Genomic DNA, 26,485 nt, shown 5'->3' with positions numbered 1-26,485 from the left:
CGCCATGTTCCGCAGACTGATCCTTGCCCCCGCCATCCTCATCGCCGCCTCGGCGGTGCTGCTGCCTGCGGGCCCCGTTCAGGCGCAGGACGCACCCTTGCGGATCGAGATCACCGATGGTGTGATCGAGCCGATGGCCATCGCCATCCCCGCCTTCCACGGCGATGCCGAGATCGCCGCCCGCATCCGCCAGGTGGTGGCCGACGACCTGACGGGCACCGGCCTTTTCCGCGAAATCCCGGCAGAGGCGCATCTGGCACGCCCCGCCAGCTTTTCCGAGGCCGTCAGCTATGAGGACTGGCGCGCGGTCAATGCCCAGGGCCTGGTCGCGGCCGAGGTCACGCAGGCGGGCGAGAACATCAGCGTCCGGTTTCGCCTGTTCGACGTCGTCTCGGGCCAGCCGCAGGGCGACGGGATGCAGTTCGACGCCCGCGCCAGCGACTGGCGCCGCGCTGCCCACAAGATCGCCGACCAGATCTATGCCCGGCTGACGGGCGAAAAGCCCTATTTCGACAGCCGTGTCGCCTTTGTGCAGGAAACCGGCCCCAAGAACGCCCGCATCAAGCGGATCGGGGTCATGGATTACGACGGCGCCAATATCCTGTGGATGACCGACAGCTCGTCCCTGGTGCTGGCACCCAAGTTCTCGCCCGACGGGCGCCGGCTGCTCTATACCAGCTATGACAGCGGCTTTCCGCAGATCCGGATCATGGACGTGTCCAGCGTCAGTTCGCGTCCGCTGACCCAGGACAATGGCGCCATGGCCTTTGCCCCGACCTTCAGCCCCGACGGCCGGTGGGTCGCCTATTCGCGCGAACAGGGCGGCAACAGCGACATCTGGCTGATGGACGGGGCCACCGGTGCGCAGCGGGCGCTGACCAGCGCGCCCTCGATCGAGACCTCCCCCAGCTTCAGCCCGGACGGCCAGCGCATCGTGTTCGAAAGCGACCGCTCGGGCGCGCCACAGCTCTATATCATGGGGCTGGAGGGCGGAGAGCCGACCCGGATCAGCTTTGGCGACGGCCGCTACGGCACGCCGGTCTGGTCGCCCAAGGGCGACATGATCGCCTTTACCAAGCAGATCGGCGACCGCTTCCACATCGGGGTGATGCGGACCGACGGTTCGGGTGAAAAGATGCTGACGGAATCCTTTCTTGACGAAGGGCCGACCTGGGCGCCGAATGGCCGGGTCGTCATGTTCACCCGCGTCACGCCCGGCGGAACCGGACAGCCGCGCCTGCATTCCGTCGACATCACGGGCCGCAACATGCGGCCGTTGAACCTGGACTTTGCCGCCTCGGATCCGTCCTGGGGACCATTGCTGCCATGAGGAATCGATGATGAACGCCGCGACAAAGCCTGCCCTTCTGGCCTGCCTTCTGGTGATGGCCGCCTGCGTCCGACCGGTGCCGCAACCGGCGCCTCCGGTGGTCGATCCCTATGCCAGCGTGGGGGGCGGCGCGGTGTTCCAGGGCGACTTGGCCGGCGGCGTCCTGGGCGCCGAAGCCACCGCCCAGTATTTCCAGACCGCGATCGGCGACACCGTCCTGTTCCCGGCCAACCAGACCACGCTGACGCCCGAGGCGCGGGCGGTGCTGACCAACCAGGCCACGTGGCTGGGCCGCCATGCCGGCTTCACCGCCGTGATCCAGGGCCATGCCGAGGAAACCGGCACCCGCGAATACAACCTGGCGCTTGGCGCGCGGCGGGCCAGCGCGGTGCAGGAATACCTGGTGGCGCAGGGCGTGGCACCCGGTCGCATCCGCACCCTGTCCTTTGGCAAGGAACGCCCGGCCGAGACCTGCTCGGACGAGGCCTGCTATGCCAAGAACCGCCGCGCCGTGACGGTGGTCACCCAAAGCGGGCCGGGCGCATGATCCGGCAGGCGGCTTTTGCGGGCCTCGCCGCCCTGATGCTGGCCGTCCCGGCCGCAGGGATCGCGCAGGATGCGCCCGACCCGGCGACGCTGGCCGATCTGCGGACGGAGCTGGCGGATCTGCGCGGTCAACTGCAACAGCTGCGGGCAGAGCTGATGGCCTCGGGCGCGGCGGGCTTTCAGGCCGCGGGCGGGGCCAGCGCGATCGACCGCATGAACGCGATGGAGGCGCAGTTGATGGGCCTGACCAACCAGGCCGAGCAGTTGCAGAACCGCGTGAACCGCATCACCGGGGACAGCGACCGGCGGCTGTCGGACCTGGAGTTCCGCATCTGCGAAATGGACCCGGCCTGCGATCTCAGCGCCCTGACGGTGCCGTCGGCGCCAGTGGGCGTGTCGCCCGAGCTGGCGCCCTCGGCCCCCGCGCCCGAAGTGGCCGGCGAAGAGGCGCCCGCCTCGACCGCCGCCGAGCAGGCGGATTTCGACGCCGCCCGGGCCGTGATGGACAGCGGCGACCATGACCGTGCCGCGCAGATGTTCGCGGCCGTCGCGGAAACCCATGCCGGCGGTCCGCTGACCGCCGAGGCGCTGTTCCTGCGCGGCCAGGCGCTGGATCTGGCGGGCCATCCGCGCGAGGCCGCCGCCGCCTGGCTGGAAGGTTTCGCCGCCGATCCGGACGGCACCCATGCCGGCGAGAGCCTGCTGGGCATCGCCCGCGTGATCGAGGGGCAGGGCGACACCACGGCTGCCTGCCTTTATCTGACCGAGATCCCGGCCCGCTTTCCCGGCAGCGCGCAGGCGGCCGAGGCGGAACAGCGGGTGACGCGGCTTGGCTGCGGCGTCAGCGATCTGGGCGCCCTGGACCCGCTTCTGGATCCTTCCCTGGACCTCGAGGCGGCGGCCGACCTGGCCGAGCACCAGTGACACTGCGATGACCGGGCGCGCCGCCGATCCTGCGGTCCGCGTCCACGCCGCGCTGGACCGGCTGGCCGGCGACCTGCCCGCGCTTGGACTGGCGGTGTCCGGCGGGGGCGATTCGGTGGCGCTGATGCAGATGGCGGCAGCCTGGGCGCGGGGCCGCCGCCTGATGGTCGCCACCGTGGATCATGGATTGCGTCCGGAAAGTGCCGCCGAGGCCACCGCGGTGGCCCGTGCCGCCCGCGCCCTTGGCCTGTCGCACGCGACGCTGCTGTGGCGCCGCGACACTGACACCGGCAACCTGATGGCGCAGGCGCGCGATGCTCGGCTGCGGCTCTTGTCAGGGTGGGCGCGGCGCAACGATCTGTCGGCGGTGGCCCTGGGTCACACCGCCGATGACCTGGCCGAGACGCTGGTCATGCGTCTGTCGCGCGGATCGGGGATCGACGGGCTGGCCGCGATGGCCGAATGGCGCGATGCCTTTGACATGCGCTGGCTGCGGCCGATGCTGGCGACCGGGCGATCCGAACTGCGCGACTGGCTGCGGGCGCGCAAGATCGACTGGATGGACGATCCCTCCAATGACAACACGGATTATGAACGCGTTCGCGCCCGCCAAGCCATCAGCGATCTTGGGCTGGAGGTCGGGGCATTAGCGCGGTCCGCCGGCCACATCGCCGAGGCACGCGAGGCGCTGTCGGCCTATGCCGCGCTGCTGGCGGCCGATGCGGTTGCGGATCGCGGCAGCCTGGTCATGCCCCGCGCCACCCTGCGCGATGCCCCGCCCGAGATCCGCCGCCGCATCCTGGTCGCCGCCTGCCGGTGGGTGACGGGGGCCGATTATCCGCCCCGTCGTGCCACCCTGCTGCACGCGCTGGAGGCGGTCATGGTGCATGGGCGGGTGACGCTGGACGGGGCGATGATCTCGGCCGTCGGCGATCAGCTCAGGATCGCGCGCGAGGCTGCGGCCGCCTTGCGCAGCCCGGCCGCGACGGAGGGTCCCTGGGACCGGCGGTGGCGGATCCACGGGCTGCGGGTTGGCCAGCGTGTCGCGGCACTGGGGGCTGACGCGCTGCAGCAGGTGAACTGGCGGGATTCGGGCCTGCTGCGCGACGAGGCCGCGGCAAGCCCCGCGGTCTGGCAGGAGGACCGCCTGATTGCTGCCCCGCTGCTGCGTGCGCATGCCGATTTCGGCACTCATCCGCTGCGGGGCGCGTCAGATTTCCGCAGGCTGGTAAAGGCGCATTGAACCTGCGCCGATAATCCCTATTTTCGATGCAACGCATTCCGCCGGAGGACCCGTTTTGGGCAACGCACGCAACTTCGCCTTCTGGGTGGTTCTGTTCCTGATGGTTCTGGCCCTGTTCAACCTGTTCAGCGACGGATCCGGGGCGATGAACAGCCGCCAGATCAGCTATTCCGAATTCATGCAGCGCGTGCAGGATGATCAGGTCACCTCCGTCACGATAGATGGCGAAGACCTCGTGGTCACCGGCAGCGATGGACAGCAATATGCCACGGTGCGCCCCATGGGCGAGGACATTGCCGACCGCCTGATCCAGAGCGGTGTCGATGTCCGCGTGGTCAAGCAGCAAAGCTCGGGCTTCATGTCGCTTCTGGGCGTGTGGCTGCCCTTCATCCTGCTGATCGGCGTGTGGATCTTCTTCATGAACCGCATGCAGGGCGGCGGGAAGGGCGGCGCCATGGGCTTTGGCAAGTCGCGCGCCAAGCTGCTGACCGAAAAGCACGGCCGGGTGACCTTTGACGATGTCGCCGGCATCGACGAGGCCAAGGAAGAGCTGGAGGAAATCGTCGAATTCCTGCGCAACCCGCAGAAGTTCAGCCGCCTTGGTGGCAAGATCCCGAAAGGGGCGCTGCTGGTCGGTCCTCCGGGCACCGGCAAGACCCTGCTGGCGCGGGCCATTGCGGGCGAGGCGGGTGTCCCGTTCTTCACCATCTCGGGGTCGGACTTTGTCGAGATGTTCGTGGGCGTCGGCGCCAGCCGCGTCCGTGACATGTTCGAGCAGGCCAAGAAATCGGCCCCCTGCATCCTGTTCATCGACGAGATCGACGCGGTCGGTCGTGCCCGCGGCGTGGGCATCGGCGGCGGCAATGACGAGCGCGAGCAGACCCTGAACCAGCTGCTGGTCGAGATGGACGGTTTCGAGGCAAACGAAGGCATCATCATCGTCGCCGCGACCAACCGCAAGGACGTGCTGGACCCGGCGCTGCTGCGCCCCGGCCGCTTCGACCGCCAGATCCATGTCCCGAACCCCGACATCAAGGGCCGCGAGAAGATCCTGTCCGTCCATGCCCGCAAGGTGCCGGTCGGTCCCGACGTGGACCTGCGCCTGATCGCCCGCGGCACGCCCGGATTTTCCGGTGCCGACCTGATGAACTTGGTGAACGAGGCCGCGCTGACCGCGGCCCGGATCGGCCGCCGCTTTGTCAGCATGGACGATTTCGAGAGCGCAAAGGACAAGGTGATGCTGGGCGTGGAACGTCGCAGCATGGTCCTGACGCCCGAACAGAAGGAAAAGACCGCCTATCACGAGGCCGGTCACGCCATCGTCGGCCTGTCGCTGCCGAAATGCGACCCGGTCTACAAGGCGACCATCATTCCGCGCGGGGGCGCCCTGGGCATGGTCGTCAGCCTGCCCGAGATGGACCGGCTGAACTTCCACAAGGACGAGGCCAAGCAGAAGATCACCATGACCATGGCCGGCAAGGCCGCCGAGATCATCAAGTATGGTGAGGAAGGCGTGTCGAACGGACCGGCCGGGGACATCATGCAGGCCAGCCAGCTGGCGCGCGCGATGGTCATGCGGTGGGGCATGTCGGACAAGGTCGGCGCGGTCGACTATGCCGAGGCCCACGAGGGCTACTCGGGCAGCACCGGCGGATTTTCCGTCTCGGCCGCGACCAAGGAGCTGATCGAGCAGGAGGTCCGCGAACTGATCGAGGCGGGCTATCAGGAGGCGTACCGCATCCTGATCGAGAAATCGGAAGAATTCGAACGTCTGGCCAAGGGCCTTCTGGAATATGAGACCCTGACCGGCGAGGAGATCGGGCGCATCGTCCGGGGTGAACCCCTGGGTGGCAACGATGATGATGCGCCGAGCAGCCTGATCCCCTCGGTGACCGCCATCCCCAAGGCCGGCAAGCCGGCACCAGGGGGCGACCCCGCCCCTGCATGATGAAACAGCCCCGGTTCGTCACCGGGGCTTTTTTATGTCGGACAGACTGCATCTTGTTTAGGGCTGTGCCGGAACGTCACTTTGAAAGAGTTTCATCAAAAGCGGCTCGGCCGTGTTACGTTTCAATAACTGCATTTTTTCCTGTCGCATCAGGGAGGAGATTGGCACATGCAGGAGATTGTTGCCCATTTTGACCGGTGTCTTGCCGGTTGTCTTTGAAACAAAACAAATATGAACTCTTTGGTTCGGCAAACGGCTTGTGCACCTGAGGCGCTCAATTTATGTATGGGCTTATGGAAAAGAAGACCGCTTCGCCCTTGGGGGCCATGCTCTGTTTCGACGTCTATGCGACGAACCTGGCGTTCGGGCGGGTCTACAAGCCGCTTCTTGACCCTTTGGGCCTCACCTATCCCCAGTACCTGGTGCTGATGACCCTGTGGCCCGCCGACAATCAAAGCATCGGACAGATCGGCACCGCCCTTGGGCTGGACAGCAGCACGCTGACCCCGCTGATCAAGCGTCTGGAGGTTGCGGGGCTTGTGACGCGCCGCCGGGACCCGCGGGATGAGCGACGGGTGATCGTGTCCCTGACCCGAGAGGGCGGTGACCTCGAGGCGCGGTCCGATCACCTTCATGACTGCATCATGCGCGCCACCGGTCTGGACATGGAAGGCGCGATCCGCCTTCAACAGATGCTGGCGCAGTTGCGCTGCTCGCTGACCGGGTCGATGACGGAATAGCCCTGCTCCCCTTGCGAAATTGCGCCGCGCGGTGCATTGGTCTAGGGCGATGACCAAGATCGAAGACATTCCCGACATGCCCTCCCTGCGCGCGGAAATCGACGCGCTGGATGCCCGCCTGATGGCGCTGCTGGCGCAGCGGCACGCCCTGATCGACCGCGCGGCGCAGATCAAGGCGGGCAACGGCATGCCCGCCCGCATCGACGACCGGGTCGAGGAGGTGGTGGCGAATGTCCGGCGCCATGCGCAGGCCCACGGTCTGGACCCGGATCTCTATGACCGCCTCTGGCGGCAATTGATCGAGGCCGCCATCGCCCAGGAAGAACGCCAACTGAACAAGGATCGCCCATGACCGCCCAGATCATCGACGGCAAGGCCTTTGCCGCCCGCCTGCGCAGCCGCATCGCGGCCGAGGTCGCGACCCTGGCGGGGCAGGGGATCACGCCGGGACTGGCCGTGGTTCTGGTGGGCGAGGATCCGGCCAGCCAAGTCTATGTCCGCTCCAAGGGCCGCATGACGCGCGAGGTCGGCATGGCCTCCTTCGAGCACCGCCTGTCCGAGCAGGTCGGCCAGCAGGAACTGCTGGAGCTGATCCAGAAGCTGAACGAGGACCCCGCCGTCCACGGCATCCTGGTGCAGCTGCCCTTGCCCGCGCATATGGACGAGGCGGCCGTCATCAATGCCATCACGCCGGACAAGGACGTGGACGGCTTTCACATCCTGAACGTCGGACGCCTGGCCACGGGGCAGAGGGCGATGGTGCCCTGCACGCCTTTAGGGTGCCTGATGCTGCTGCGCGACCATCTGGGGTCGCTGGCGGGCCGGAATGCGGTGGTGATCGGGCGCAGCAACATCGTCGGCAAGCCGATGGCACAGCTGCTGCTGCGCGACAGCGCCACCGTCACGATCGCCCATTCGCGGACCGAGGATCTGCCGGAACTGTGCCGGCGCGCCGATATCCTGGTGGCGGCTGTCGGGCGCCCGTCCTTTGTGCAGGGCGACTGGATCAAGCCCGGCGCGACCGTGATCGATGTCGGCATCAACCGGACCGAGGACGGACTGGTCGGAGATGTGGATCGCGCAGGCGCCAGCCGGGTCGCCGGGGCCTTCACCCCGGTGCCGGGGGGCGTCGGCCCGATGACCATCGCCTGCCTGCTGGCCAACACGCTGACCGCCACGGCCCGCATCCACGGACTGCCCGATCCCGAGGGCCTGACCCCCTAAAGCGTCAGCCGCGCGGCCAGCCTTAGGGCATGGGCGGGCTCGGTCGTGGCCACAGGCAGGATCGGGTCATAGGCCGCCCGGATCAGGGCCGCCAGCGCCGCCGAGGGTCTGATTTCGCGCGCGAAAGTCAGCGCCGATTGCATCATCACCTTCTCGGCCAGCCGCCCGGGATGCGCCTCGGCCAGGGCGCCGCCCATGTTCAGGAAGGTCAGGCAGGCGCGGATGCCGCCGCGGTCGTCAAAGCGGAACAGCCGGTACTGGTCCGCGGCCTGTCCTGACAGCCGTTGCGGCAGATCGTCCAGTCCCGTCAGCCGGTCCAGATCGGGCACGGCCGAAAGCTCGGTCCAGTCGCGTACGAAGAACAGCATCAGGTTCGCGCCCGTCTCGGGGTCGGTGTCCGCCATCGGATGGCCGGCATGGGCGAAACCCGACCGGATCGCGGCCCGAAAGATGTCCAGGCTGGCATCTCCCAGCCCGAAGATCACCGGCGCCACTGGACGGCCCCATCGGGCGCAGAGGAACCTGCCCCCCGCATCGGTAAACAGCGCCTGGATCTGCGACGCGTCCCATGCGCCGTCGGGAGGCTCTTGTTCCATTGCCGTCATCTTGTTCGGGATATCCTTGAAATATAGGAAGGCGGCGGGACCCGCGCCCCGCCGCCGTTGTCTTGCGGCAACCCTGGTCAGACCAAGGTCGCCTGCGTGGCGGCGCGGATCTCGTCCTCGGTGACGCCCTCCGCGGTCTCGACGACCTTCAGGCCGCCCGGCACCACGTCCAGAACGCCCAGATTGGTGATGATCCGATCCACGACGCCCTTGCCGGTCAGGGGGAGGGTGCAGGATTTCAGCACCTTGCTTTCCCCGGCCTTGTTCGTGTGGTCCATGACCACGATCACGCGGCCCACGCCCGCGACCAGGTCCATCGCGCCGCCCATGCCCTTGACCAGCTTGCCCGGGATCATCCAGTTCGCCAGGTCGCCTTCCTCGGAGACCTCCATCGCGCCCAGGATGGCCGCCGCGATCTTGCCGCCGCGGATCATGCCAAAGCTGGTGGCACTGTCGAAATAGGACGTGCGCGGCAGTTCGGTGATGGTCTGCTTGCCGGCGTTGATCAGGTCGGGATCCTCCTCCCCTTCGAACGGGAAGGGGCCCATGCCCAGCATGCCGTTTTCAGACTGCAGGGTGATGTCCTTGTCGCCCACATAGTTCGCGACCAGCGTGGGGATGCCGATCCCCAGGTTCACGTACCAGCCGTCCTGCAACTCCTGCGCGGCGCGGGCGGCCATCTGGTTGCGGTCCCAGCCTTTCGATGCGTCGGACATCACACGGCCTCCTTCTTGCGGGTGGTGCGCTGTTCGATGCGCTTTTCATGCGTGCCTTGGATGATCCGGTGGACATAGATGCCCGGCAGGTGGATCAGGTCGGGGTCCAGGCTGCCCCGCGGGACGATCTCCTCGACCTCGGCGACGCAGACGCGCCCGCACATCGCGGCGGGCGGGTTGAAGTTCCGCGCCGTCTTGCGGAAGACCAGGTTGCCGGTGTCGTCCGCCTTCCAGGCCTTGACGATGGACAGGTCGGCCACGATCCCGCGCTCCAGGACATAGTCCTGGCCGTCGAAGTTCTTGACCTCCTTGCCCTCGGCGATGACGGTGCCGACGCCGGTCTTGGTGTAGAAGCCGGGGATGCCGCTGCCGCCGGCGCGCATGCGCTCGGCCAGGGTGCCCTGGGGGTTGAACTCCAGTTCCAGCTCTCCGGACAGGTACTGGCGCATGAACTCGGCGTTCTCGCCGACATAGCTGCTGATCATCTTGCGGATCTGGCGTGTGTCCAGCAGCTTGCCCAGGCCGAACCCGTCCACGCCGCAATTGTTGCTGGCGATGGTCAGGTCCTTGACCTTCGACGCCACCAGCGCGTCGATCAGAAGCTCGGGGATCCCGCAAAGGCCAAAGCCGCCCGCCGCGATGAACATCCCGTCATGAAGCAATCCCTCCAGCGCCTCGTCCGCGCTGCCATAGACCTTTTTCATCGGCCTCCCCCTCTGCGTGTTTCTGCGCCTGCACAGTAGGGGGCCTGCGCCGCCTGTCAATCGGCGCCGGCGATGTTATGCCGCGGCGCCCTATTCCTTGGGCGCTGCCTTGGGTTTGGCGGCTTTCGCGGCGGGCTTTGCCTTGGCCTTGGCGGTCTTCGCGGCTGCAGGCTTGGCGGGCGCCTTCTTGGCCGCAGGCTTTTTCACGGCCTTCTTGGGCGATTTCGCCGCCTTGGCCGCGATCAGCTCCAGCGCCTGGTCCAGCGTCAGATCCTCGGGCGTGACGTCGCGGGGCAGGGTGGCGTTCACCTTTTCCCATTTGACATAGGGGCCATAGCGCCCGCTCATCACCTGGATCGCGCCGCCCTCGGGATGATCGCCCATCTCGCGCAGCGGCGCGGCGGCCGCCGCCCTGCCGCGGGTCTGCTTGGAGGCCAGCACCTCGACCGCGCGGTTCATGCCGATGGTGAAGACTTCGTCCACATCCGCGATATTGGCGTATTTCGACCCGTGCTTCACATAAGGGCCAAAGCGGCCGATCCCGGCCTCGACCAGCACCCCATCCTCAGGGTGGGGGCCGATAGGCCGGGGCAGGGCCAGAAGCTGCACCGCCTTTTCCAGCTCCAAGGCAGCGGCATCCCAGCCCTTGGGGATCGAGGCGCGGGGCGGCTTGGGGTTCTCCTCGGTCGCCTCGCCGCGCTGCACATAGGGGCCAAAGCGCCCGGTCTTGAGGCTGATCGGATCGCCTGCATCCTCGCCCAGGACCCGGTCGCCCAAGGGCTGTTCGCCGTCGGGGGCGGACAGGGGGCGGGTATAGCGGCATTCGGGATAGTTGGTGCAGCCGATGAAGGCCCCGCCCGAACGCGCGGTCTTCAGGTTCAGCCGGCCCTGTCCGCACACAGGGCATTCGCGCGGGTCCCCGCCATCGGCGCGCGGCGGGTAAAGGTGCGGCGCCAGCGCCTCGTCGATCGCATCCAGAACCTCGGTGATGCGCAGCTCGGACGTGCCTTCCAGCGCCTTCGAGAAATCCTTCCAGAAGCGGCCCAGAACCTCGCGCCACAGGCGGTCGCCGGCGCTGATCTCGTCCAGCTCGTTCTCCAGGTCGGCCGTGAAGTCATAGCTGACATAGCGGGGGAAGTATTTCAGCAGGAAGATCGTGACCAGCCGGCCCTTGTCCTCGGGGATCAGCCGGTTCTTGTCCTTCAGGACATATTCCCGGTCCTGGATGGTCGTCACGATGCTGGCATAGGTCGAGGGGCGGCCGATGCCCAGTTCTTCCATCCGCTTGACCAGCGTCGCCTCGGTATAGCGGGGCGGAGCCTGGGTGAAGTGCTGGCGGGCGGCGACCCGGGCTCCGTCATCGGCCAACATGCCGGGCGCGCCGCGCTGTCCGGCAGGCGCGGTGATGGCCTCGCCGCCCTTTTCCCGGGCCTTTGCCATTTCGGCCTCGAAGGACTGGGCGACCAGCCGTGCGGCCTCGCCCTCAGCGATCACCGGCAGGCGGGCACTGTCCTCGCCCTCGTCATCGTCGCGGCCCTGGTCATAGACGCGCAGGAAGCCGTCGAACAGCATCACCTGGCCGGTCGCGCGCAGGCCCACTTGGTTGTCGGGGCTGGCGATCTCGACCGTGGTGCGCTCCATCCGCGCGGCCTCCATCTGGCTGGCGATGGTCCGCTTCCAGATCAGGTCGTAAAGCTTGCGCTGGTCGTCGGCGTTCAGCTTCAGGCGGTCGGTCGACATCATCATGTCGGTGGGCCGGATGCATTCATGCGCCTCTTGCGCGTTCTTGGCCTTGTTCTTGTACATACGCGGCGACTTGGGCAGATAGTTCTCGCCGAACTTGGCCTTGATCGCATCGCGGGCGGCCATCACCGCCTCGGGCGCCATGTCGATGCCGTCGGTCCGCATATAGGTGATCAGCCCCGCCTCATAGAGGCGCTGCGCCGCCGACATGCAGGCCTTGGCGCCCATGCCCAGCTTGCGGCTGGCCTCCTGCTGGAGGGTCGAGGTCATGAAAGGTGGCCAGGGATTGCGGCTGGCGGGCTTCGCAGCGACCGAGGCCACCTTCAATTCGCGGCTGGCCACGGCGCTGACGGCCATGGCGGCCTGTTCGGCCGTCGCCAGGTCGAACCGCTCCAGCCGCTTGCCGGCCAGCGACACCAGGGCCGCGTCGTATTCGTCGCCACCGGGCGTGGCCAGGCGGGCATGGACCGACCAGTATTCACGGGGCTTGAAGGCCTCGATCTCCATCTCGCGGTCGACGATCAGGCGCAGGCAGACCGACTGCACCCGGCCCGCCGACTTGGCCCCCGGCAGCTTGCGCCACAGGACCGGGGACAGCTTGAAGCCCACCAGGTAATCCAGCGCACGGCGCGCCAGATAGGCGTCGACCAGCGGCTGGTCGATCTGGCGGGGCCGGGCCATCGCGTCGGTCACGGCGGCCTTGGTGATGGCGTTGAAGGTGACGCGGTTCACCTCGGCGCCCTTCTTCAGCGCAGGCGCCAGCGCCTCCAGCAGATGCCAGCTGATCGCCTCGCCCTCGCGGTCGGGGTCGGTGGCCAGGATCAGGTTCTGGTCGTCCTTCAGCGCGTCCTTGATCGCCTTGAGATGCTTCCTGCTGTCGGCCGCGACCTCCCATTTCATGTCGAAGTCATGGTCGGGATCGACGCTGCCGTCCTTGGGCGGCAGGTCCCGCACATGGCCGAAGCTGGCCAGAACGCGGTAGTCGCCGCCGAGATATTTCTCGATGGTCTTGGCCTTGGCCGGGGATTCGACGACGACGACGGGCATGGGGACCTCGGACAGCTGCAATGGGGCGGCAACATGGGTGCCGGGCGGCGCACTGTCAACGGGTGGTGACAGGCGTGACCCGCCTCGGCCCGTTCATCCGCGGCCGGGGCACGGCATCAGGACAGCGCCAGCCGCCCTCCGGCCAGGCGGGTGACCCGACCCTGCAGCTCCAGCGACAGGATGGCCGTGCTGGCCACCGAGGCCGGCACGCCCAGGTCGCGGATCAGGTCGTTTTCCTCGGTCGGAGAGGGGCCCAGCCGCGACAGGATGCGCCCCTCCAGCTGGACCGGGGCGCTGGTGTCGGAAGGTTGAGTGGCGGCGGCAGGGCGGGCCGTGATCGCGGGATGGCGGGGCATTTCGCCAGCGGGGGCAACCTGCCGGAGGCGCGGGGCCGTGCCTGCGGCATCCAGCGCATCCGCCACATCCGCGGCGCTGCGGACCAGCGTGGCGCCGTCCCGGATCAGGGCGTTGCAGCCCGAGGCGCGTGCGTCCATCGGATGACCCGGCACCGCCATCACCTCGCGGCCCTGGTCCAGCGCGTTTCGTGCCGTGATCAGTGTGCCCGACCGATGCGCGGCCTCGATCACCACCACGGCGCGCGACAGGCCGGACACGATCCGGTTGCGGGTGGGAAAATGCCGTGCGGCGGGCTCGGTGCCGGGCGGTTGCTCGGAAACCAAGGCGCCCACATCCGCGATCTGTGCGGCCAGAACGGCGTTTTCGGCCGGGTAGATGACATCGACGCCGCCCGCCATCACGGCGATCGTGCCTGTCGGCAGCGCCGCGTTATGGGCCGCGGTGTCGACGCCGCGGGCCAGGCCCGCCACCACGGTCAGGCCAGCTTCGCCCAGGCCCGCGGCCATGCCGCGCGCCATGCGCAGCCCCAGGGACGATGCGTTGCGCGCGCCGATCACGGCGATGACGTCGCGCGACAGCCAGGCGGGATCGCCGCGCACCCACAGGACCGGCGGCGCGCCGTCGATCTGGCGCAGGCTGTCGGGATAGGCGGGATCGTCGATGCGCAAAAGCTGCGCCCCCGCGCGCCGGCCCGCCGCCAGTTCGGCCGCGGCCACGCCCTCGGGACAGGGCTGATAGTCGGTGATGCCGGCCGCCCCAGCGATCCGGGGCAGCATCTCCAGCGCCGCGCGGGCCGAACCGTGTTCCGCCAGCAGCCGGTGGAAGGTGGCGGGCCCCACGCGGCGGGACCGGATCAGCCGCAGAACGCTGAGATCGTCATCCGCGTCGCGGACGGGGGCGTCGCGACGGGCCGGTGCGCTGTCCATGGTGCCTCCGTGTGATCCAATCCCACGGATAACCCGGAAGGGGTTAACAACTGGTTACCCCCGATGACCGGCGCCCTGCGTCACGCGGCCGAGCCGCCCACCGTCAGCCCGCCGATCAGCAGCGTGGGCTGGCCCACGCCCACCGGCACCCATTGCCCCTGCTTGCCGCAATTGCCGATGCCGGGGTCCAGCGACATGTCGCTGCCCACCGCGCGGACCTGCTGCAGGGCGGTGGCGCCGTCGCCGATCAGCGTGGCGCCGCGAATCGGGTCGCCGACGACGCCGTTGCGGACGCGATAGGCCTCGGTGCAGCTGAAAACGAACTTGCCGTTGGTGATGTCGACCTGGCCGCCGCCGAAGCCCACGGCGTAGATCCCGTCCTTCAGGTCGGCCAGGATCGCCGAGGGCTCGGCATCGCCCGAGGGCATGTAGGTGTTGGTCATGCGGGGCATGGGAACATGGGCAAAGCTTTCCCGCCGCCCGTTCCCTGTGGGCGCCACGCCCATCAGGCGCGCGTTCTGGCGGTCCTGCATGTAGCCGACAAGGATGCCGTCCTCGATCAGCACGTTGCGGGCAGGGGGGGTGCCCTCGTCGTCGATGTTGATGCTGCCGCGGCGGTCGGGGATCGTGCCGTCATCGACAACGGTGACGCCGGGCGAGGCGACGCGCTGGCCCAGCAGCCCGGCAAAGGCGCTGGCCTTCTTGCGGTTGAAGTCGCCCTCCAGCCCGTGGCCCACGGCCTCGTGCAGCAGGATGCCGGGCCAGCCCGGTCCCAGCACCACGTCCATCACCCCCGCCGGCGCGGGGACCGAACGCAGGTTCACCAGCGCAATGCGGAGCGCCTCCTGCACCAGATCCTGCCAGTGGCCCGGCTGCAGCAGCAGTTCCAGCGTATGACGCCCGCCGCCGCCGGCGCTGCCGCTTTCGCGCCGGTCGTTGTTTTCCACGATGACTGCGACATTCAGCCGCGTCATCGGCCGGACATCGGTGGCCAGGCCACCCTCGGGGCGCAGGATCGCGACCTCCTGCAGGCCGCTGCCCATGGAGACGGTGACCTGAACCACCCGCGGGTCCAGGGCGCGGGCATAGGCGTCGATCTCGCGCAGCAGCGCGATGCGGCGGGCGATCGAAATGCCCTCGGCCGGATCGATCGCAGGATAGAGGTTCAGCGGCTGCATGGCTGAGGGCTGCGCCAGGACGGCCCCACCCTGGCCCACGGCCAGACGGGCGGTTTCGGCCGCGCGGCGCAGCGCAGCCTCGGTCATTTCGGTCGAATGGGCATAGCCGGTCACTTCGCCGCGAACCGCGCGCAGGCCGAAGCCCTGGCTGGCCATGAAGCTGGAGTTGCGCAGCCGGCCGTCGTCGAAGACCAGCGACTCGGACTGGCTGCGCTCCAGGAACAGTTCTCCGTCATCGGCGCCCTGCACCGCGTCGCGCAGGATCGACAGGGCGCGGTCGCGGTCCAGATGCCGGGCAAAGGGATCGAAGGGCTGGCGGCTCATGCAGGGCTCCTGACGGGTCTGGGCGGCGACGAGGGCCGGCATGCCGGGCGCGGCAGCGGGTCGCGTTCCTTCTTTGACCGGAAATGCGGTAGGTATGACTTGCCCGTAAGGGCGAGATATGGTCATAGAACGGTCACTGTGAAAGGAAAAGGGGCAGCCTCCCGGCGGCCCCTGCGGCCATTCGGGCCGGGCCAACGCAACGGGATGGAATGATGGCAAGAGCGATGATTCGCCGTGGAGTCGCGGCAGCTACGGGGTTCGCGTTGGCGGGCATGTTGGCCGGAACTGCCATGGCACAAGACGTACTGGGCGACCTGCCCACAATCGGCAAGCCGGTTCCGGCCGGAACGGGTTTTCAGCCGGCCGCGACGGAACTGGCGCGGGACCAGCAGTGGCTGGACCACTTCGTGTTGATCATCATCACGGTCGTCACCATCCTGGTCTGTGCGCTGCTGCTGATCGTGATCTTCCGCTTCAACCAGCGTGCGAACCCGGTCCCGGCCAAGTTCACCCACAACACCGCGCTGGAGATCGGCTGGACCCTGGGGCCCGTGCTGATCCTGGTCGCCATCGGGGCATTCTCGCTGCCGATCCTGTTCCGCAGCCAGGAAATGCCCGAGGATCCCGACGTCGTGGTGAAGGCGATCGGCAACCAGTGGTACTGGTCCTATGAATACCCTGAGAATGGCGTGGCCTTCGATTCGCTGATGCTGCCCAAGGAAGATCTGGCCGAATATGGCTATTCCGAGGACGAGTATCTGCTGGCGACCGACACGGCCGTGGTGGTGCCCGTGGGACAGACCGTCCTGATGCAGGTCACCGCCAGCGACGTGATCCATTCCTGGACCATCCCGGCCTTTGCCGTGAAGCAGGACGCCGTTCCCGGCCGCATCGCCCAGGCCTGGTTCAAGGTGGAGCAGGAAGGTGTGTATTTCGGCCAGTGCAGCGAACTGTGCGGTATCAACCACGCCTATATGCCGATCGTCGTGAAGGCGGTCAGCCCCGAGGTCTATGCGGCCTGGATCGCCGAACAGGGCGGCACCCTGGGCGAGGCCGAGCCGCAGACCGCCAGCCTGGATCCCGCGGCCGAGGTGACCCTGGCCCGCGCCGACTGAACCGAAGACCCGGGCAGGGTCGGCAATCCTGTCGGCCCGCCTTTGGACAACCGATTGAAGGTGCGATGACCGATATCAACGCATACGATGGTGCGCCCGAGGCCGAGTTCCGCGACTATGTCGCCCTTCTCAAGCCGCGGGTCATGTCGCTTGTCGTCTTCACGGCCTTTGTGGGCCTGTGGGTCGCGCCGATCGACGTCCATCCGTTCATCGCATTCTGCTCGATCCTGTTCATCGCGCTTGGGGGCGGGGCCTCCGGCGCCCTGAACATGTGGTACGACCGCGACATCGACTCGGTCATGAACCGCACCCAGAGCCGCCCCATCCCCTCCGGTCGCGTCGAGGGCGGAGAGGCCCTGGGCCTGGGCATCGTTCTGGCGCTGATCTCGGTCATGATGCTGGGGCTGGTGGCCAACTGGTTCGCGGCCGGGTTCCTGGCCTTTACCGTCTTCTTCTATGCGGTGGTCTACACGATCTGGCTCAAGCGCTGGACGCCGCAGAACATCGTGATCGGCGGTGCGGCCGGGGCCTTCCCCCCGATGATCGGGTGGGCCTGCGCCACCGGCGGCATCAGCATCGAATCGCTCTTGATGTTCGCGCTGATCTTCTTCTGGACGCCGCCGCATTTCTGGGCGCTGGCGCTGTTCATGAAGGAGGATTACCACAAGGCGGGCGTGCCGATGCTGACCGTGACCCACGGCCGTCCCACCACCCGCCGCCACATCTTTGCCTATACGCTGGTCCTGGCGCCCTTCGCGATCTGGCTGGGCCTGACCTCGATCGGCGGGCCGCTCTACATGGCGGTTGCGGTGGTCCTGAACGCGGCCTTCATCCGCGGCGGCTGGCAGATCCTGCGCCGGTCCGAGGACCGGGCGATCGCCGACGGCTACGCGGTCGAAAAGCGCGTCTTCAAGCTGTCGCTCTATTATCTGTTCCTGCATTTCCTGGCGCTGCTGGTGCAGGGCTGGATGGGAGGTTGGTGATGGCACTTCGCCCCGAACATGAAATTCACTCTCGCCGCCGTTCGCGCAACGTCGGGCTGGGCATCGTCCTGATCGGCTTTGTCGCGCTGGTCTTTGCGCTCACCGTGGTCAAGGTCCAGCAGGGCGACATGATGGAAGCCTTCGACCACCAGCCGCGCGTCTCGCTGACGCCGCTGCCCGAACCGGCGGTGGAGGGCGGACAATGAGGCGCCTCAGCCCCCAGGGACGGACCGTGGCCATGCTGGTGGGGGTCGTCCTGACGATGGGCGCCCTGTCCTGGGCGGCGGTGCCCTTCTACGACTGGTTCTGCCGCGTGACCGGCTTTGGCGGGACCACCCAAGTGGCGACCTCGGCCTCGGACGAGGTGCTGGACGAGGTCGTGCGCGTCCGCTTTGACGCCAATACCGATCCCAACCTGGACTGGACCTTCCGCCCGATGCAGACGCGCATGGACCTGAAGATCGGCGAAAGCGGCCTTGCCTTCTATGAGGCGGTGAACAATTCCGACGTGCCGCTGACCGGAACGGCCAGCTACAATGTCGCGCCCGAGATCTCGGGCTATTACTTCATCAAGGTCCAGTGCTTCTGCTTTACCGAGCAGACGCTGCAGCCCGGCGAACGGGTCGAGATGCCGGTCAGCTTCTATGTCGATCCCGAACTGGTGCGCGACAGCGATGCCGGGCATATTCGCGACATCACGCTGTCCTATACCTTCCACCGGACCGAGCCGCGCAGCGCTGCGCTTGACGTGGCTCCGGCCGAGACCATCAACTAAGACGAATTCGAGGGAGCCGACGGGGATCCGACATGGCGCACGCTAAGAACCACGATTACCATATTCTTCCGGCCTCTGTCTGGCCTTTCCTCGCGGCGGTGGCGGTTTTCGTCATGCTGTATGGCGCGGTTGCCTGGATGACCGGAGAGGTCACGCTGATGGGTGCGGCCATCACCGGTCCCTGGATGTTCGCCATCGGCTTTGTCGCGACCTGCTATGTCAGCTTTGCTTGGTGGGCCGACATGGTCCGCGAGGCCGAGTCGGGCGATCACACGCCCGTCGTGCGGCTCGGCCTGCAATACGGCTTCATCCTGTTCGTGATGTCCGAGGCGATGCTGTTCGTCACGCTGTTCTGGAACTTCATCAAGCACGCCCTCTATCCGATGGGCGAGGAAAGCCCGATCGTCGATGGCGTCTGGCCGCCCGTCGGGATCGAGACCTTCGACCCCTGGCACCTGCCCTTCATCAACACGCTGATCCTGCTGCTGTCGGGCGTCGCGGTCACCTGGGCGCACCATGCCTGGGCGCATGAGGGCGACCGCAAGGTCGCGATCAACGGCCTGGCCGTCGCGGTGGTCCTGGGCCTCTTCTTCACCGGCCTGCAGGCCTATGAATACAGCCACGCCGCTTTCGGCCTGGCCGACACCGCCTATGCCGCGGCCTTCTACATCGCCACGGGCTTTCACGGGTTGCACGTGATCATCGGGACGATCTTCCTGGCCGTCTGCCTGGTGCGCTTCATGCGCGGCCAGATGACCCAGAACCAGCATGTCGGCTTCGAGGCTGCCGCCTGGTACTGGCACTTTGTCGACGTCATCTGGCTGGTGCTCTTCGCCGTCATCTACGTCTGGGGCAGCTGATCCCCCTACCCAGAACCAGAGCGCGCGGGGGGCCACTTCCGCGCGTTTTTCGTTGCCCTTCCCGCGACCCGGAGCGTGTCATGCGCCGTTACCTGTTTCCGCTGATCCTCGGCATCGTCGGCTGCGCCATCCTGGTGCAGCTGGGCCTGTGGCAGCTGGACCGCCGCGACTGGAAGGAAGGCATGCTGGAGGAGATCCGGGCCGGCATCCTGGCCGATCCGGTGCCGCTGCCGGCCAAGGTCGATCCGTCGATGAAATACCTGCCCGTCACCGTCAGCGGCACCACGACCGGGGCCGAGATCGACGTGCTGTCGCATACCCGCGACCAGGGGGCCGGCTATCAGATCGTCTCGCGCTTTGTCACCGACGACGGCCGCGCGATCCTGCTGGACCGGGGCTTCGTGCCGCAGGAGGCGCGCCGCGTCGGGCGCCCGCCGGTCCGCCTGGATGTGCGCGGCAACCTGCACTGGCCGCAGGACGCCAGCAGCTCGACCCCCGCGCCCAATCGTGACGAGAACATCTGGTTCGCCCGCGACGTCGCGGCGATGGCCGCGGAACTGGACACCGAGCCGGTCCTGGTCGTCGCCAGCTTCATCCAGGGCGACAACCAGGGCGCCGAGCCGATCCCGGTCGCGGTCGGGGGCATCCCCAACAACCACCTGTCCTATGCCGTGCAATGGTTCCTGATCGCGGCCACCTGGGCGGTGATGACACTGGCGCTGATCTGGCGTATCAGGCAGCGCAGCTACTGAAGGAATTTCGATGCGTTACGTCTCGACGCGGGGCCAGGCCCCGGTTCTGAACTTTGAACAGGCCATGCTGTCGGGGCTGGCGCGCGACGGGGGCCTGTATCTGCCGGAAACGATCCCGACCCTGCCGGGCCTGGACCAGCTGGACGGCCTTTCCTACGAAGAGGTGGCCTTCCGCGTGGTGCGTCCCTTCACCGGCGACAGCTTTACCGACGATGAACTGCGCGGCGCGATCGACCGGGCCTATGCGCGCATCAGCCACGATGCCCGCGCGCCGCTGGTGCAGCTGGCCCCCGGCCATCACCTGCTGGAGCTGTTCCACGGGCCCACGCTGGCCTTCAAGGACTTCGCGATGCAGTTGATCGCGCAGCTGTTCCAGATCGCCCTGACGCGGTCCGGCCAGCGGATCACCATCGTGGGCGCGACCTCGGGCGATACCGGCTCGGCGGCGATCGAGGCGTTCCGCGGCATCGACAATGTCGACGTCTTCATCATGTATCCCCATGGCCGCGTGTCCGAGGTGCAGCGCCGCCAGATGACCACGCCCCCCGCCGCCAATGTCCATGCGCTGGCGGTGACCGGGCATTTCGACGACTGCCAGGCGCGTCTCAAGGACCTGTTCAACGACCACGCCTTCCGCGACCATGTGGGGCTTGCGGGCGTGAACAGCATCAACTGGGCCCGCGTCGTGGCGCAGATCGTCTATTATTTCACCGCCTGCGCGTCGCTTGGCATGCGGCCCACGGATTTTTGCGTGCCGACCGGCAATTTCGGCGACATCTTCGCGGGGTCGATCGCACGCCAGATGGGCCTGCCGATCCGCCGTCTGATCGTGGCGACGAACCAGAACGACATCCTGCATCGCGCGCTGAGCCAGGGCGAATACCGCGTGGGCACGGTCGAACCCTCGATCAGCCCCTCGATGGACATCCAGGTCAGCTCGAACTTCGAACGTGCGCTGTACCTGGCCTATGGGGCCGATGCGGGCGCGGTGGCGCAGCTGATGGACGAGTTGAAGGCCGGCGGCTTCACGATCAGCCAAGGCGCGCTTCAGGCGCTGCGCGAGCAGTACCGTTCGGGCCGCGTCTCGGAGGAGGAGACGCTGGAGACGATCCGCGAGATGCGCGACCGGACCGGAGAGGTCCTGTGCCCCCACAGCGCTGTGGGTGTCGCGGTGGCGCAGCGCCATCTGCAACCCGGCGTGCCGATGGTCACGCTGGCCACCGCCCATCCGGCCAAGTTCCCCGACGCGGTGGAACGCGCCATCGGCATCCGCCCCGGCCTGCCGCCGCACATGGCCGACCTGTTCGACCTTCCCGAACGCGTGACGCGGGTTGAAAATGACGTCGAGGCGATTAAGTCGCTGATCCTTGACCGGAGAACCCAGTGAGCCAAGACCCCACCCCGCGCCTGACCACCCTGCCGAACGGCCTGTCCGTCGTCACCCGCCAGATGCCGGGCCTGCATTCCACCGCCCTGGGCATCTGGATCAGTGCCGGGGGCCGAAACGAACGGGCCGAACAGAACGGCATCGCCCATTTCCTGGAGCACATGGCCTTCAAGGGCACCGCGACCCGCAGCGCGCTGCAGATCGCCGAGGCGATCGAGGATGTGGGCGGCTATATCAACGCCTATACCTCGCGCGATGCGACGGCTTATTACGTCCGCGTGCTGGAGGATGACGTCGATCTGGCCTTTGACGTGATCAGCGACATCGTCCTGAACCCGGTCTTCGACCCGCGCGAGATCGAGGTCGAGCGCGGCGTGATCCTGCAGGAGATCGGCCAGACGCTGGACACGCCCGACGACATCATCTTCGACTGGCTGCAGGAGGCCGCCTATCCCGACCAGCCGATGGGCCGCACCATCTTGGGCCCGGCCGAGCGCGTGAGCCACTTCGGCCGCGCCGACCTGGCGGGCTTTGTCGCCGAAAATTACGGGCCGGGGCAGATGGTCGTGGCTGCGGCGGGCGCGATCGATCACGACCGCATCGTGCGGCTGGCTGAAAAGGTGCTGGGCCACATGAAGCCCGTCACACAGGCGCCGCGGGAAACCGCGCGCTGGCAGGGGCTGGAGACACGGCACGTCAAGCCGCTGGAACAGGCGCATTTTGCACTGGCGCTGGAGGGGCCGGGTTATCTGGCGCCCGATTTCTATGCGGCGCAGATCTTTTCCTCCGCGCTTGGGGGCGGCATGTCCTCGCGCCTGTTCCAGAAGATCCGCGAGGAACGCGGCCTCTGCTACACGATCTTTGCGCAGTCGGGCTTTCATGACGATACCGGCATGCTGACCATCTATGCCGGCACCGGCGCCGAGGATCTGGGCGACCTGGCCACGCTGACCATCGACGAGATCAAGCGCGCGGCCGAGGACATGTCCGAGGCCGAGATCGCGCGTGCCAAGGCGCAGCTGCGCGCGGGCCTGCTGATGGGGCTGGAAAGCCCCTCGGCCCAGGCCGAGCGCATGGCGCGGACGCTGGCCATCTGGGGACGGGTTCCCGACGCCGCCGAAGTGGCCGAGCGCATCGCGGCGGTGACGGCCGCCGATGTGCGCAACCATGCCGAGGCGCTGCTGGCCTCGGCCCGACCGGCGCTGGCGCTTTACGGTCCCGTGGATGGGGCGCCGTCGCGCGATGCCCTGGCCGAAAGGCTTGCTGCATGATCCTGACGCGGCGCCGTCCCTTTCGGCTTGATGCTGATCGGATCGTGCTGCGTCTGCCCATGCATTCCGATTTCGCCGCCTGGACATCGCTGCGGGCGGAAAGCCGGGCCTTTCTGGCCCCATGGGAGCCGGCCTGGTCGCCCGACCACCTGTCGCGCAAGAGCTTTACCAACCGCGTCTACTGGGCCGCGCGGTCCAGCAGGTCGGGGACCGGGCTGCCCCTGTTCCTGGTCCGCCGCGACGGGGTGCTGCTGGGCGCGATCACTCTGGACAACATCCGCCGCGGGCCGGCGCAATCCGCCACCATCGGCTATTGGATCGGCCAGAACCACGCGCGGCAGGGCTACATGCGCGAGGCGATCGGGGTACTGGTGCATCACGCCTTCACCAGCCTTGATCTGTCGCGGATCGAGGCGGCCTGCCTTCCCGAGAACACCGCCTCGCGCGGGGTGCTGGAAAAATCCGGCTTTAAATACGAGGGGGTGGCGCAGAGCTATCTGGAAATCGATGGTCGTTGGCGCAACCACGTGCTGTTTTCAAACCTGCGCAGCGACCGGCGCGGCAAGACCGAGATCCGCTGAAGGAAGCGCAACCATGCTGAACGCCGCCGATCAGGCCCTGGCCCGCCGCCTGCCGCAGGGCGTTCTTCGAGAAGTCGCCCCGGCTTATCTGCAGGAGCCGCGCGGACGTTTTCAGGGGCAGGCGGGGCTGGTCGCCGCGCCGCGCGATGCCCAAGAATGCGCGGCCGTCATCCGCGCCTGCGCCGAGGCGCGGGTGGCGGTCGTTCCGCGGGGTGGCGGCACCGGCCTGGTGGGCGGCCAGGTCATGACGCAGGGGCCCGCGCCGCTGATCCTGTCGCTAGAGCGGATGACCGCCATCCGCGACATCTTTCCCGAGGAGGGCGTCATGGTTGCCGAATCGGGCGTGACGCTGCACCAGGCGCGCGAAGCGGCGGCGGAGGTCGGGCGGCAGTTTCCGCTGTCGCTGGCCTCGCAGGGCAGCGCCCAGATCGGGGGGGTCCTGTCCACCAATGCGGGTGGGGTGAACGTGCTGCGCCATGGCAATGCCCGCGCGCTGTGCCTGGGGGTCGAGGCGGTGCTGCCGTCGGGCGAGGTGATGCATGACCTCAAGCGGCTGCGCAAGGACAACACCGGCTATGACCTGCGCGACCTCTTGATCGGGGCCGAGGGGACGCTGGGGATCATCACCGCTGCCTCGCTGGTGCTGGCGCCGGTGCCCGCGGAATCGGGCGTGGCGATGCTGGTCGTCGACAGTCCCGCCGCCGCGCTGTCCCTGCTGTCGCTGGCGCAGGCGCGGATGGCAGGCGGGGTCACGGCCTTCGAGCTGATCTCGGGGCAGGGGCTGCGCTTCTTGGACAATGCCTTCCCGGACCTGCGCCAGCCCTTTGCCGGCCGCCCCGACTGGCTGGTGCTGGTCGAGGTTGGGCTGCCCGCAGGCCTGTCGGCCGACGGGGCACTGGAGGGGCTGTTCCTGGCGGCCAGCGAGGCGGGATTGGTGCAGGACGGCGTGATCGCGCAATCGGGGCAGCAGGGGGCCGACCTGTGGGCGCTGCGCGAGCATATCCCGCTGGCCAACCGCCATGTCGGCGCGATCGCCAGCCACGACATCAGCTTGCCCCTGTCCGAGATCCCAGGATTCATCAGCGATGCCGGGGCGATGGTCGCGGCGCAGGGCGACATGCGGATCAACTGCTTTGGCCATGTCGGCGACGGCAACCTGCATTACAACCTGTTCCCCGCCAAAGGTCGTGTGCGCGAGGATTACGACCCGGTGCGGCGCGACCTGTCGCAGTTGATCCACGAGATGGTGGTCGCGCGCGGCGGGTCCTTTTCCGCCGAACATGGCGTGGGGCGGCTGAAGGCGGCGGACCTGGAACGGTGGGGCGACCCGGTGCGCCTGTCGGCCATGCGCGCCATCAAGGGGGCGCTAGATCCATTGGGCATCATGAACCCAGGCGCGGTCCTGGCCTAGGTGCCCCCTGAGGCTCCGTCGAATTCGCACAAAGCATGGACAGGCATGTCCAGCCCTTCCAGCAGCCGGCGGCCGCCCAGTTCGGGCAGGTCGATCACGAAGGCGCAGCCGACGACGGCCGCCCCAAGCCGCTGGCACAGCCGGATCGCCGCCGCCGCGGTGCCGCCGGTGGCCAGCAGGTCGTCGACGATCAGCACCCGTTCGCCGGCCCGCAGGGCGTCGTCATGGATCTCCATGATCGCCTCGCCATATTCCAGCTGATAGGCTTCGGAAATGACCGTGCCGGGCAGCTTGCCCTTTTTCCGGATCGGCACGAAGCCCGTCGACAGCTGATGCGCCACCGCGCCCCCCAGGATGAAGCCGCGCGCCTCCAGCCCCACCACCTTGTCGATGCGCGTGCCGGCATAGGCGTGCAGCAGCTGGTCCACCGCCATGCGGAACCCGCGCGCGTCGGCGAACAGCGTCGTCACGTCGCGGAAGATGATCCCCTCATGCGGAAAGTCGTGGATCGAGCGGACATAGTCCTTGACGCTGCGGCTCACGCGGGGCGCTCCATCTCGAAGATCTCCTGCACGGCGCAGTAATCCTTGTAACCAAGCCGGGCCAGCCAGCCTCCGGCAGGGCGCGGGTCGAACCGGCCCTCGACCACGCAGTCGTCGCGCAGATGCACCCCCGTCACCACGCCGAAGACGGCATAATTCGCCTCGCCCGCCAGGGGCACGATCTGCGTCATGCGGCATTCCAGCGCCGCCGCCGCCGTGGCCACGCGCGCGCAGTCGATGGTTGTGCAGGAGGCGGCCTCCAGTCCCGCCGCCTCGAACTCGCTCTGCCCGGCGGGCAGCGGGGCCGAGGTCGCGTTCACCGCATCGCGCAGCTCGCCGCAGGCGATGTTGACGCAGAAGACCCCGGTCTCGATGATCTGGGCGACGCTGTCCTTGGTGCCCTGTCGGTCGCGCTTGGCTCCGGTGGAGGCGAACATGACCTGCGGCGGCACATAGGCGACCGCATTGAAGAAGGAATAGGGCGCCAGGTTGTCCCCCTGCGCGCCGCGGGTCGAGATCCAGCCGATGGGGCGGGGGGCCACGATCGCGTTGAAGGGGTTGTGGGGCAGGCCGTGTCCGGCTTCGGGGCGGTAGAACATGTGGCGGCCTCCTGGGGATTTGCGTGCTCAACCTGCCACCGCTTTTCCGGCGGTGCAATGTTCCGCCTGTCGCAAACCCATGTTAAGGGGCCGCCGGACCCATAGGAGGCGCGATGTTCGAGATCTGCCCAGAGACTCCCGCGGACGAAACCGAGGTCGAGGCGCTGTACGACCTGTGCTTTGCCCCGGGTCGCACCGCCCTGTCGTCCTATCGCCTGCGCGACGGCGTTCCCCGCGTGGCCGACCTGTGCTTGGTGCTGCGCGACCAGACCGGCACGCTGATGGCCGCGATCCGCTTCTGGCCCGTGCGCGTGGACGGCCTGCCGGTGCTGCTGCTGGGGCCGATCGCGGTCCATCCGACCGCGCAGGGCGAAGGCCTGGGCGGGCTGCTGATGCACGACAGCCTGTCGCGGGCGCGGCGGATGGGCTGTGAACGCGTCCTGCTGGTGGGTGATGCGCCCTATTATTCGCGTTTCGGCTTTCAGCGCCTCGACGAGGTCGAGATGCCGCCGCCCACCAACCCGGACCGGGTCCTGGGGCTGGAACTGAAGCCCGGTGCATGGGTTGGGCTGACGGGTCCGGTCCAGCGCGAAAGCCAGGTGCCGCCCGAGAAGACCGATCCGACCGGCTGCATCGCGGTCGAGCACCCGAAAG

Annotated in this window: 26 protein-coding genes and 1 pseudogene; 19 read left to right on the top strand and 8 right to left on the bottom strand. The window is 67.8% G+C overall.

Translation table 11 applies throughout. The features are described 5' to 3' along the window. The first annotated feature begins 4 nt into the window (after nucleotides 1–4). The 8 genes from tolB to folD all read left to right on the top strand — a co-directional run bounded on the left by tolB (nucleotide 5) and on the right by folD (nucleotide 7,955). The gene (gene tolB / locus ACZ2G3_RS12535) at nucleotides 5–1,330 is read left to right on the top strand and encodes a Tol-Pal system beta propeller repeat protein TolB (protein ID WP_470396374.1); all 1,326 of its coding nucleotides are present in this window, start codon (nucleotides 5–7) and stop codon (nucleotides 1,328–1,330) included. A gap of 10 nt (nucleotides 1,331–1,340) precedes the next feature. Continuing rightward, nucleotides 1,341–1,877: a peptidoglycan-associated lipoprotein Pal gene (gene pal, locus ACZ2G3_RS12530; RefSeq protein ID WP_419270606.1), complete on the top strand. Its 537-nt coding sequence runs from the start codon at nucleotides 1,341–1,343 to the stop codon at nucleotides 1,875–1,877. Then, nucleotides 1,874–2,800, top strand: a complete 927-nt coding sequence (locus tag ACZ2G3_RS12525) for a tetratricopeptide repeat protein (RefSeq protein WP_470396371.1) — start codon at nucleotides 1,874–1,876, stop codon at nucleotides 2,798–2,800. The genes pal and ACZ2G3_RS12525 overlap by 4 nt, the downstream gene beginning before the upstream one ends. 7 nt (nucleotides 2,801–2,807) lie before the next feature. Then, entirely contained in the window at nucleotides 2,808–4,043 is a 1,236-nt protein-coding gene (tilS, locus tag ACZ2G3_RS12520) for a tRNA lysidine(34) synthetase TilS (protein ID WP_470396370.1), read from the top strand. Nucleotides 4,044–4,098: 55 nt separating this feature from the next. After that, complete coding sequence (ftsH, locus tag ACZ2G3_RS12515; RefSeq protein WP_419270612.1) at nucleotides 4,099–5,991, top strand: ATP-dependent zinc metalloprotease FtsH; 1,893 nt, start codon at nucleotides 4,099–4,101, stop codon at nucleotides 5,989–5,991. 293 nt (nucleotides 5,992–6,284) lie between these two features. Beyond that, the gene (locus tag ACZ2G3_RS12510) at nucleotides 6,285–6,731 is read left to right on the top strand and encodes a MarR family winged helix-turn-helix transcriptional regulator (RefSeq protein WP_470396369.1); all 447 of its coding nucleotides are present in this window, start codon (nucleotides 6,285–6,287) and stop codon (nucleotides 6,729–6,731) included. A 49-nt stretch (nucleotides 6,732–6,780) separates the two neighbouring features. Further along, complete coding sequence (locus ACZ2G3_RS12505) at nucleotides 6,781–7,083, top strand: chorismate mutase (RefSeq protein WP_419270615.1); 303 nt, start codon at nucleotides 6,781–6,783, stop codon at nucleotides 7,081–7,083. After that, nucleotides 7,080–7,955, top strand: a complete 876-nt coding sequence (folD, locus tag ACZ2G3_RS12500) for a bifunctional methylenetetrahydrofolate dehydrogenase/methenyltetrahydrofolate cyclohydrolase FolD (protein WP_470396368.1) — start codon at nucleotides 7,080–7,082, stop codon at nucleotides 7,953–7,955. The genes ACZ2G3_RS12505 and folD overlap by 4 nt, the downstream gene beginning before the upstream one ends. Here the strand turns inward: folD and ACZ2G3_RS12495 are convergent. From ACZ2G3_RS12495 to tldD, 6 genes are all read right to left on the bottom strand, one after another. Then, the gene (locus tag ACZ2G3_RS12495; protein ID WP_470396367.1) at nucleotides 7,952–8,551 is read right to left on the bottom strand and encodes a hypothetical protein; all 600 of its coding nucleotides are present in this window, start codon (nucleotides 8,549–8,551) and stop codon (nucleotides 7,952–7,954) included. The two genes, folD and ACZ2G3_RS12495, sit on opposite strands and share 4 nt — an antisense overlap. 86 nt (nucleotides 8,552–8,637) lie before the next feature. Continuing rightward, nucleotides 8,638–9,276: a CoA transferase subunit B gene (locus ACZ2G3_RS12490; protein ID WP_470396366.1), complete on the bottom strand. Its 639-nt coding sequence runs from the start codon at nucleotides 9,274–9,276 to the stop codon at nucleotides 8,638–8,640. Then, nucleotides 9,276–9,980 carry a CoA transferase subunit A gene (locus ACZ2G3_RS12485; protein ID WP_419270623.1) on the bottom strand — a complete coding sequence of 235 codons (705 nt, stop codon included), beginning with the start codon at nucleotides 9,978–9,980 and terminating at the stop codon, nucleotides 9,276–9,278. Before ACZ2G3_RS12485 ends, ACZ2G3_RS12490 begins: the two co-directional genes overlap by 1 nt. Nucleotides 9,981–10,070: 90 nt before the next feature. After that, nucleotides 10,071–12,770 carry a type I DNA topoisomerase gene (topA, locus tag ACZ2G3_RS12480; protein WP_470396364.1) on the bottom strand — a complete coding sequence of 900 codons (2,700 nt, stop codon included), beginning with the start codon at nucleotides 12,768–12,770 and terminating at the stop codon, nucleotides 10,071–10,073. Nucleotides 12,771–12,886: 116 nt separating this feature from the next. Further along, complete coding sequence (gene dprA / locus ACZ2G3_RS12475) at nucleotides 12,887–14,053, bottom strand: DNA-processing protein DprA (protein WP_470396362.1); 1,167 nt, start codon at nucleotides 14,051–14,053, stop codon at nucleotides 12,887–12,889. An 80-nt stretch (nucleotides 14,054–14,133) separates the two neighbouring features. Beyond that, nucleotides 14,134–15,555 (bottom strand): metalloprotease TldD, encoded by a 1,422-nt coding sequence (gene tldD / locus ACZ2G3_RS12470; protein ID WP_470396360.1) that lies wholly within the window; start codon nucleotides 15,553–15,555, stop codon nucleotides 14,134–14,136. A 209-nt stretch (nucleotides 15,556–15,764) separates the two neighbouring features. Between tldD and coxB the strand changes: the two genes are divergently transcribed. From coxB to ACZ2G3_RS12420, 10 genes are all read left to right on the top strand, one after another. Continuing rightward, nucleotides 15,765–16,670: a cytochrome c oxidase subunit II gene (coxB, locus tag ACZ2G3_RS12465; RefSeq protein WP_419270630.1), complete on the top strand. Its 906-nt coding sequence runs from the start codon at nucleotides 15,765–15,767 to the stop codon at nucleotides 16,668–16,670. Nucleotides 16,671–16,735: 65 nt separating this feature from the next. After that, the gene (cyoE, locus tag ACZ2G3_RS12460) at nucleotides 16,736–17,653 is read left to right on the top strand and encodes a heme o synthase (RefSeq protein WP_470396358.1); all 918 of its coding nucleotides are present in this window, start codon (nucleotides 16,736–16,738) and stop codon (nucleotides 17,651–17,653) included. Beyond that, entirely contained in the window at nucleotides 17,653–17,859 is a 207-nt protein-coding gene (locus tag ACZ2G3_RS12455) for a hypothetical protein (protein WP_470396356.1), read from the top strand. Before cyoE ends, ACZ2G3_RS12455 begins: the two co-directional genes overlap by 1 nt. Continuing rightward, a complete protein-coding gene (locus ACZ2G3_RS12450) occupies nucleotides 17,856–18,428 on the top strand; it encodes a cytochrome c oxidase assembly protein (RefSeq protein WP_419270636.1) in 573 nt (190 codons plus the stop codon). The genes ACZ2G3_RS12455 and ACZ2G3_RS12450 overlap by 4 nt, the downstream gene beginning before the upstream one ends. A 32-nt stretch (nucleotides 18,429–18,460) precedes the next feature. Beyond that, complete coding sequence (locus ACZ2G3_RS12445; protein ID WP_419270638.1) at nucleotides 18,461–19,288, top strand: cytochrome c oxidase subunit 3; 828 nt, start codon at nucleotides 18,461–18,463, stop codon at nucleotides 19,286–19,288. Nucleotides 19,289–19,368: 80 nt separating this feature from the next. Beyond that, nucleotides 19,369–20,040: an SURF1 family protein gene (locus ACZ2G3_RS12440; RefSeq protein WP_470396354.1), complete on the top strand. Its 672-nt coding sequence runs from the start codon at nucleotides 19,369–19,371 to the stop codon at nucleotides 20,038–20,040. Nucleotides 20,041–20,050: 10 nt separating this feature from the next. Further along, a complete protein-coding gene (thrC, locus tag ACZ2G3_RS12435; RefSeq protein ID WP_470396353.1) occupies nucleotides 20,051–21,427 on the top strand; it encodes a threonine synthase in 1,377 nt (458 codons plus the stop codon). A 62-nt stretch (nucleotides 21,428–21,489) separates the two neighbouring features. Then, nucleotides 21,490–22,698: a M16 family metallopeptidase gene (locus ACZ2G3_RS12430; protein ID WP_470399127.1), complete on the top strand. Its 1,209-nt coding sequence runs from the start codon at nucleotides 21,490–21,492 to the stop codon at nucleotides 22,696–22,698. Continuing rightward, nucleotides 22,698–23,279: a GNAT family N-acetyltransferase gene (locus ACZ2G3_RS12425; RefSeq protein ID WP_470399125.1), complete on the top strand. Its 582-nt coding sequence runs from the start codon at nucleotides 22,698–22,700 to the stop codon at nucleotides 23,277–23,279. Before ACZ2G3_RS12430 ends, ACZ2G3_RS12425 begins: the two co-directional genes overlap by 1 nt. A gap of 13 nt (nucleotides 23,280–23,292) precedes the next feature. Beyond that, nucleotides 23,293–24,690 carry an FAD-binding oxidoreductase gene (locus ACZ2G3_RS12420; RefSeq protein WP_470396351.1) on the top strand — a complete coding sequence of 466 codons (1,398 nt, stop codon included), beginning with the start codon at nucleotides 23,293–23,295 and terminating at the stop codon, nucleotides 24,688–24,690. Here the strand turns inward: ACZ2G3_RS12420 and ACZ2G3_RS12415 are convergent. After that, nucleotides 24,687–25,232, bottom strand: a complete 546-nt coding sequence (locus ACZ2G3_RS12415; RefSeq protein ID WP_470396349.1) for an adenine phosphoribosyltransferase — start codon at nucleotides 25,230–25,232, stop codon at nucleotides 24,687–24,689. The two genes, ACZ2G3_RS12420 and ACZ2G3_RS12415, sit on opposite strands and share 4 nt — an antisense overlap. Beyond that, entirely contained in the window at nucleotides 25,229–25,831 is a 603-nt protein-coding gene (locus ACZ2G3_RS12410; RefSeq protein ID WP_470396348.1) for a flavin reductase family protein, read from the bottom strand. Before ACZ2G3_RS12410 ends, ACZ2G3_RS12415 begins: the two co-directional genes overlap by 4 nt. 113 nt (nucleotides 25,832–25,944) lie before the next feature. Here ACZ2G3_RS12410 and ACZ2G3_RS12405 point away from each other — a divergent pair. Next, nucleotides 25,945–26,427: pseudogene (locus tag ACZ2G3_RS12405) on the top strand (GNAT family N-acetyltransferase); the annotation flags it as partial. Between the last annotated feature and the right edge of the window lie 58 nt (nucleotides 26,428–26,485).

It is taken from the genome of Paracoccus sp. KKT209 (assembly GCF_055635455.1).
This window is presented reverse-complemented; position numbering and strand designations above follow the sequence as displayed.

What these genes read in the sequence shown, in the direction of transcription:
- tolB (WP_470396374.1), top strand. Translation starts at nt 5, where the DNA reads ATGTTCCGCAGACTGATCCTTGCCCCCGCCATCCTCATCGCCGCCTCG.
- pal (WP_419270606.1), top strand. Translation starts at nt 1,341, where the DNA reads ATGAACGCCGCGACAAAGCCTGCCCTTCTGGCCTGCCTTCTGGTGATG.
- ACZ2G3_RS12525 (WP_470396371.1), top strand. Translation starts at nt 1,874, where the DNA reads ATGATCCGGCAGGCGGCTTTTGCGGGCCTCGCCGCCCTGATGCTGGCC.
- tilS (WP_470396370.1), top strand. Translation starts at nt 2,808, where the DNA reads ATGACCGGGCGCGCCGCCGATCCTGCGGTCCGCGTCCACGCCGCGCTG.
- ACZ2G3_RS12510 (WP_470396369.1), top strand. Translation starts at nt 6,285, where the DNA reads ATGGAAAAGAAGACCGCTTCGCCCTTGGGGGCCATGCTCTGTTTCGAC.
- ACZ2G3_RS12505 (WP_419270615.1), top strand. Translation starts at nt 6,781, where the DNA reads ATGACCAAGATCGAAGACATTCCCGACATGCCCTCCCTGCGCGCGGAA.
- folD (WP_470396368.1), top strand. Translation starts at nt 7,080, where the DNA reads ATGACCGCCCAGATCATCGACGGCAAGGCCTTTGCCGCCCGCCTGCGC.
- ACZ2G3_RS12495 (WP_470396367.1), bottom strand. Translation starts at nt 8,551, where the DNA reads ATGGAACAAGAGCCTCCCGACGGCGCATGGGACGCGTCGCAGATCCAG.
- ACZ2G3_RS12490 (WP_470396366.1), bottom strand. Translation starts at nt 9,276, where the DNA reads ATGTCCGACGCATCGAAAGGCTGGGACCGCAACCAGATGGCCGCCCGC.
- ACZ2G3_RS12485 (WP_419270623.1), bottom strand. Translation starts at nt 9,980, where the DNA reads ATGAAAAAGGTCTATGGCAGCGCGGACGAGGCGCTGGAGGGATTGCTT.
- topA (WP_470396364.1), bottom strand. Translation starts at nt 12,770, where the DNA reads ATGCCCGTCGTCGTCGTCGAATCCCCGGCCAAGGCCAAGACCATCGAG.
- dprA (WP_470396362.1), bottom strand. Translation starts at nt 14,053, where the DNA reads ATGGACAGCGCACCGGCCCGTCGCGACGCCCCCGTCCGCGACGCGGAT.
- tldD (WP_470396360.1), bottom strand. Translation starts at nt 15,555, where the DNA reads ATGAGCCGCCAGCCCTTCGATCCCTTTGCCCGGCATCTGGACCGCGAC.
- coxB (WP_419270630.1), top strand. Translation starts at nt 15,765, where the DNA reads ATGATGGCAAGAGCGATGATTCGCCGTGGAGTCGCGGCAGCTACGGGG.
- cyoE (WP_470396358.1), top strand. Translation starts at nt 16,736, where the DNA reads ATGACCGATATCAACGCATACGATGGTGCGCCCGAGGCCGAGTTCCGC.
- ACZ2G3_RS12455 (WP_470396356.1), top strand. Translation starts at nt 17,653, where the DNA reads ATGGCACTTCGCCCCGAACATGAAATTCACTCTCGCCGCCGTTCGCGC.
- ACZ2G3_RS12450 (WP_419270636.1), top strand. Translation starts at nt 17,856, where the DNA reads ATGAGGCGCCTCAGCCCCCAGGGACGGACCGTGGCCATGCTGGTGGGG.
- ACZ2G3_RS12445 (WP_419270638.1), top strand. Translation starts at nt 18,461, where the DNA reads ATGGCGCACGCTAAGAACCACGATTACCATATTCTTCCGGCCTCTGTC.
- ACZ2G3_RS12440 (WP_470396354.1), top strand. Translation starts at nt 19,369, where the DNA reads ATGCGCCGTTACCTGTTTCCGCTGATCCTCGGCATCGTCGGCTGCGCC.
- thrC (WP_470396353.1), top strand. Translation starts at nt 20,051, where the DNA reads ATGCGTTACGTCTCGACGCGGGGCCAGGCCCCGGTTCTGAACTTTGAA.
- ACZ2G3_RS12430 (WP_470399127.1), top strand. Translation starts at nt 21,490, where the DNA reads ATGCCGGGCCTGCATTCCACCGCCCTGGGCATCTGGATCAGTGCCGGG.
- ACZ2G3_RS12420 (WP_470396351.1), top strand. Translation starts at nt 23,293, where the DNA reads ATGCTGAACGCCGCCGATCAGGCCCTGGCCCGCCGCCTGCCGCAGGGC.
- ACZ2G3_RS12410 (WP_470396348.1), bottom strand. Translation starts at nt 25,831, where the DNA reads ATGTTCTACCGCCCCGAAGCCGGACACGGCCTGCCCCACAACCCCTTC.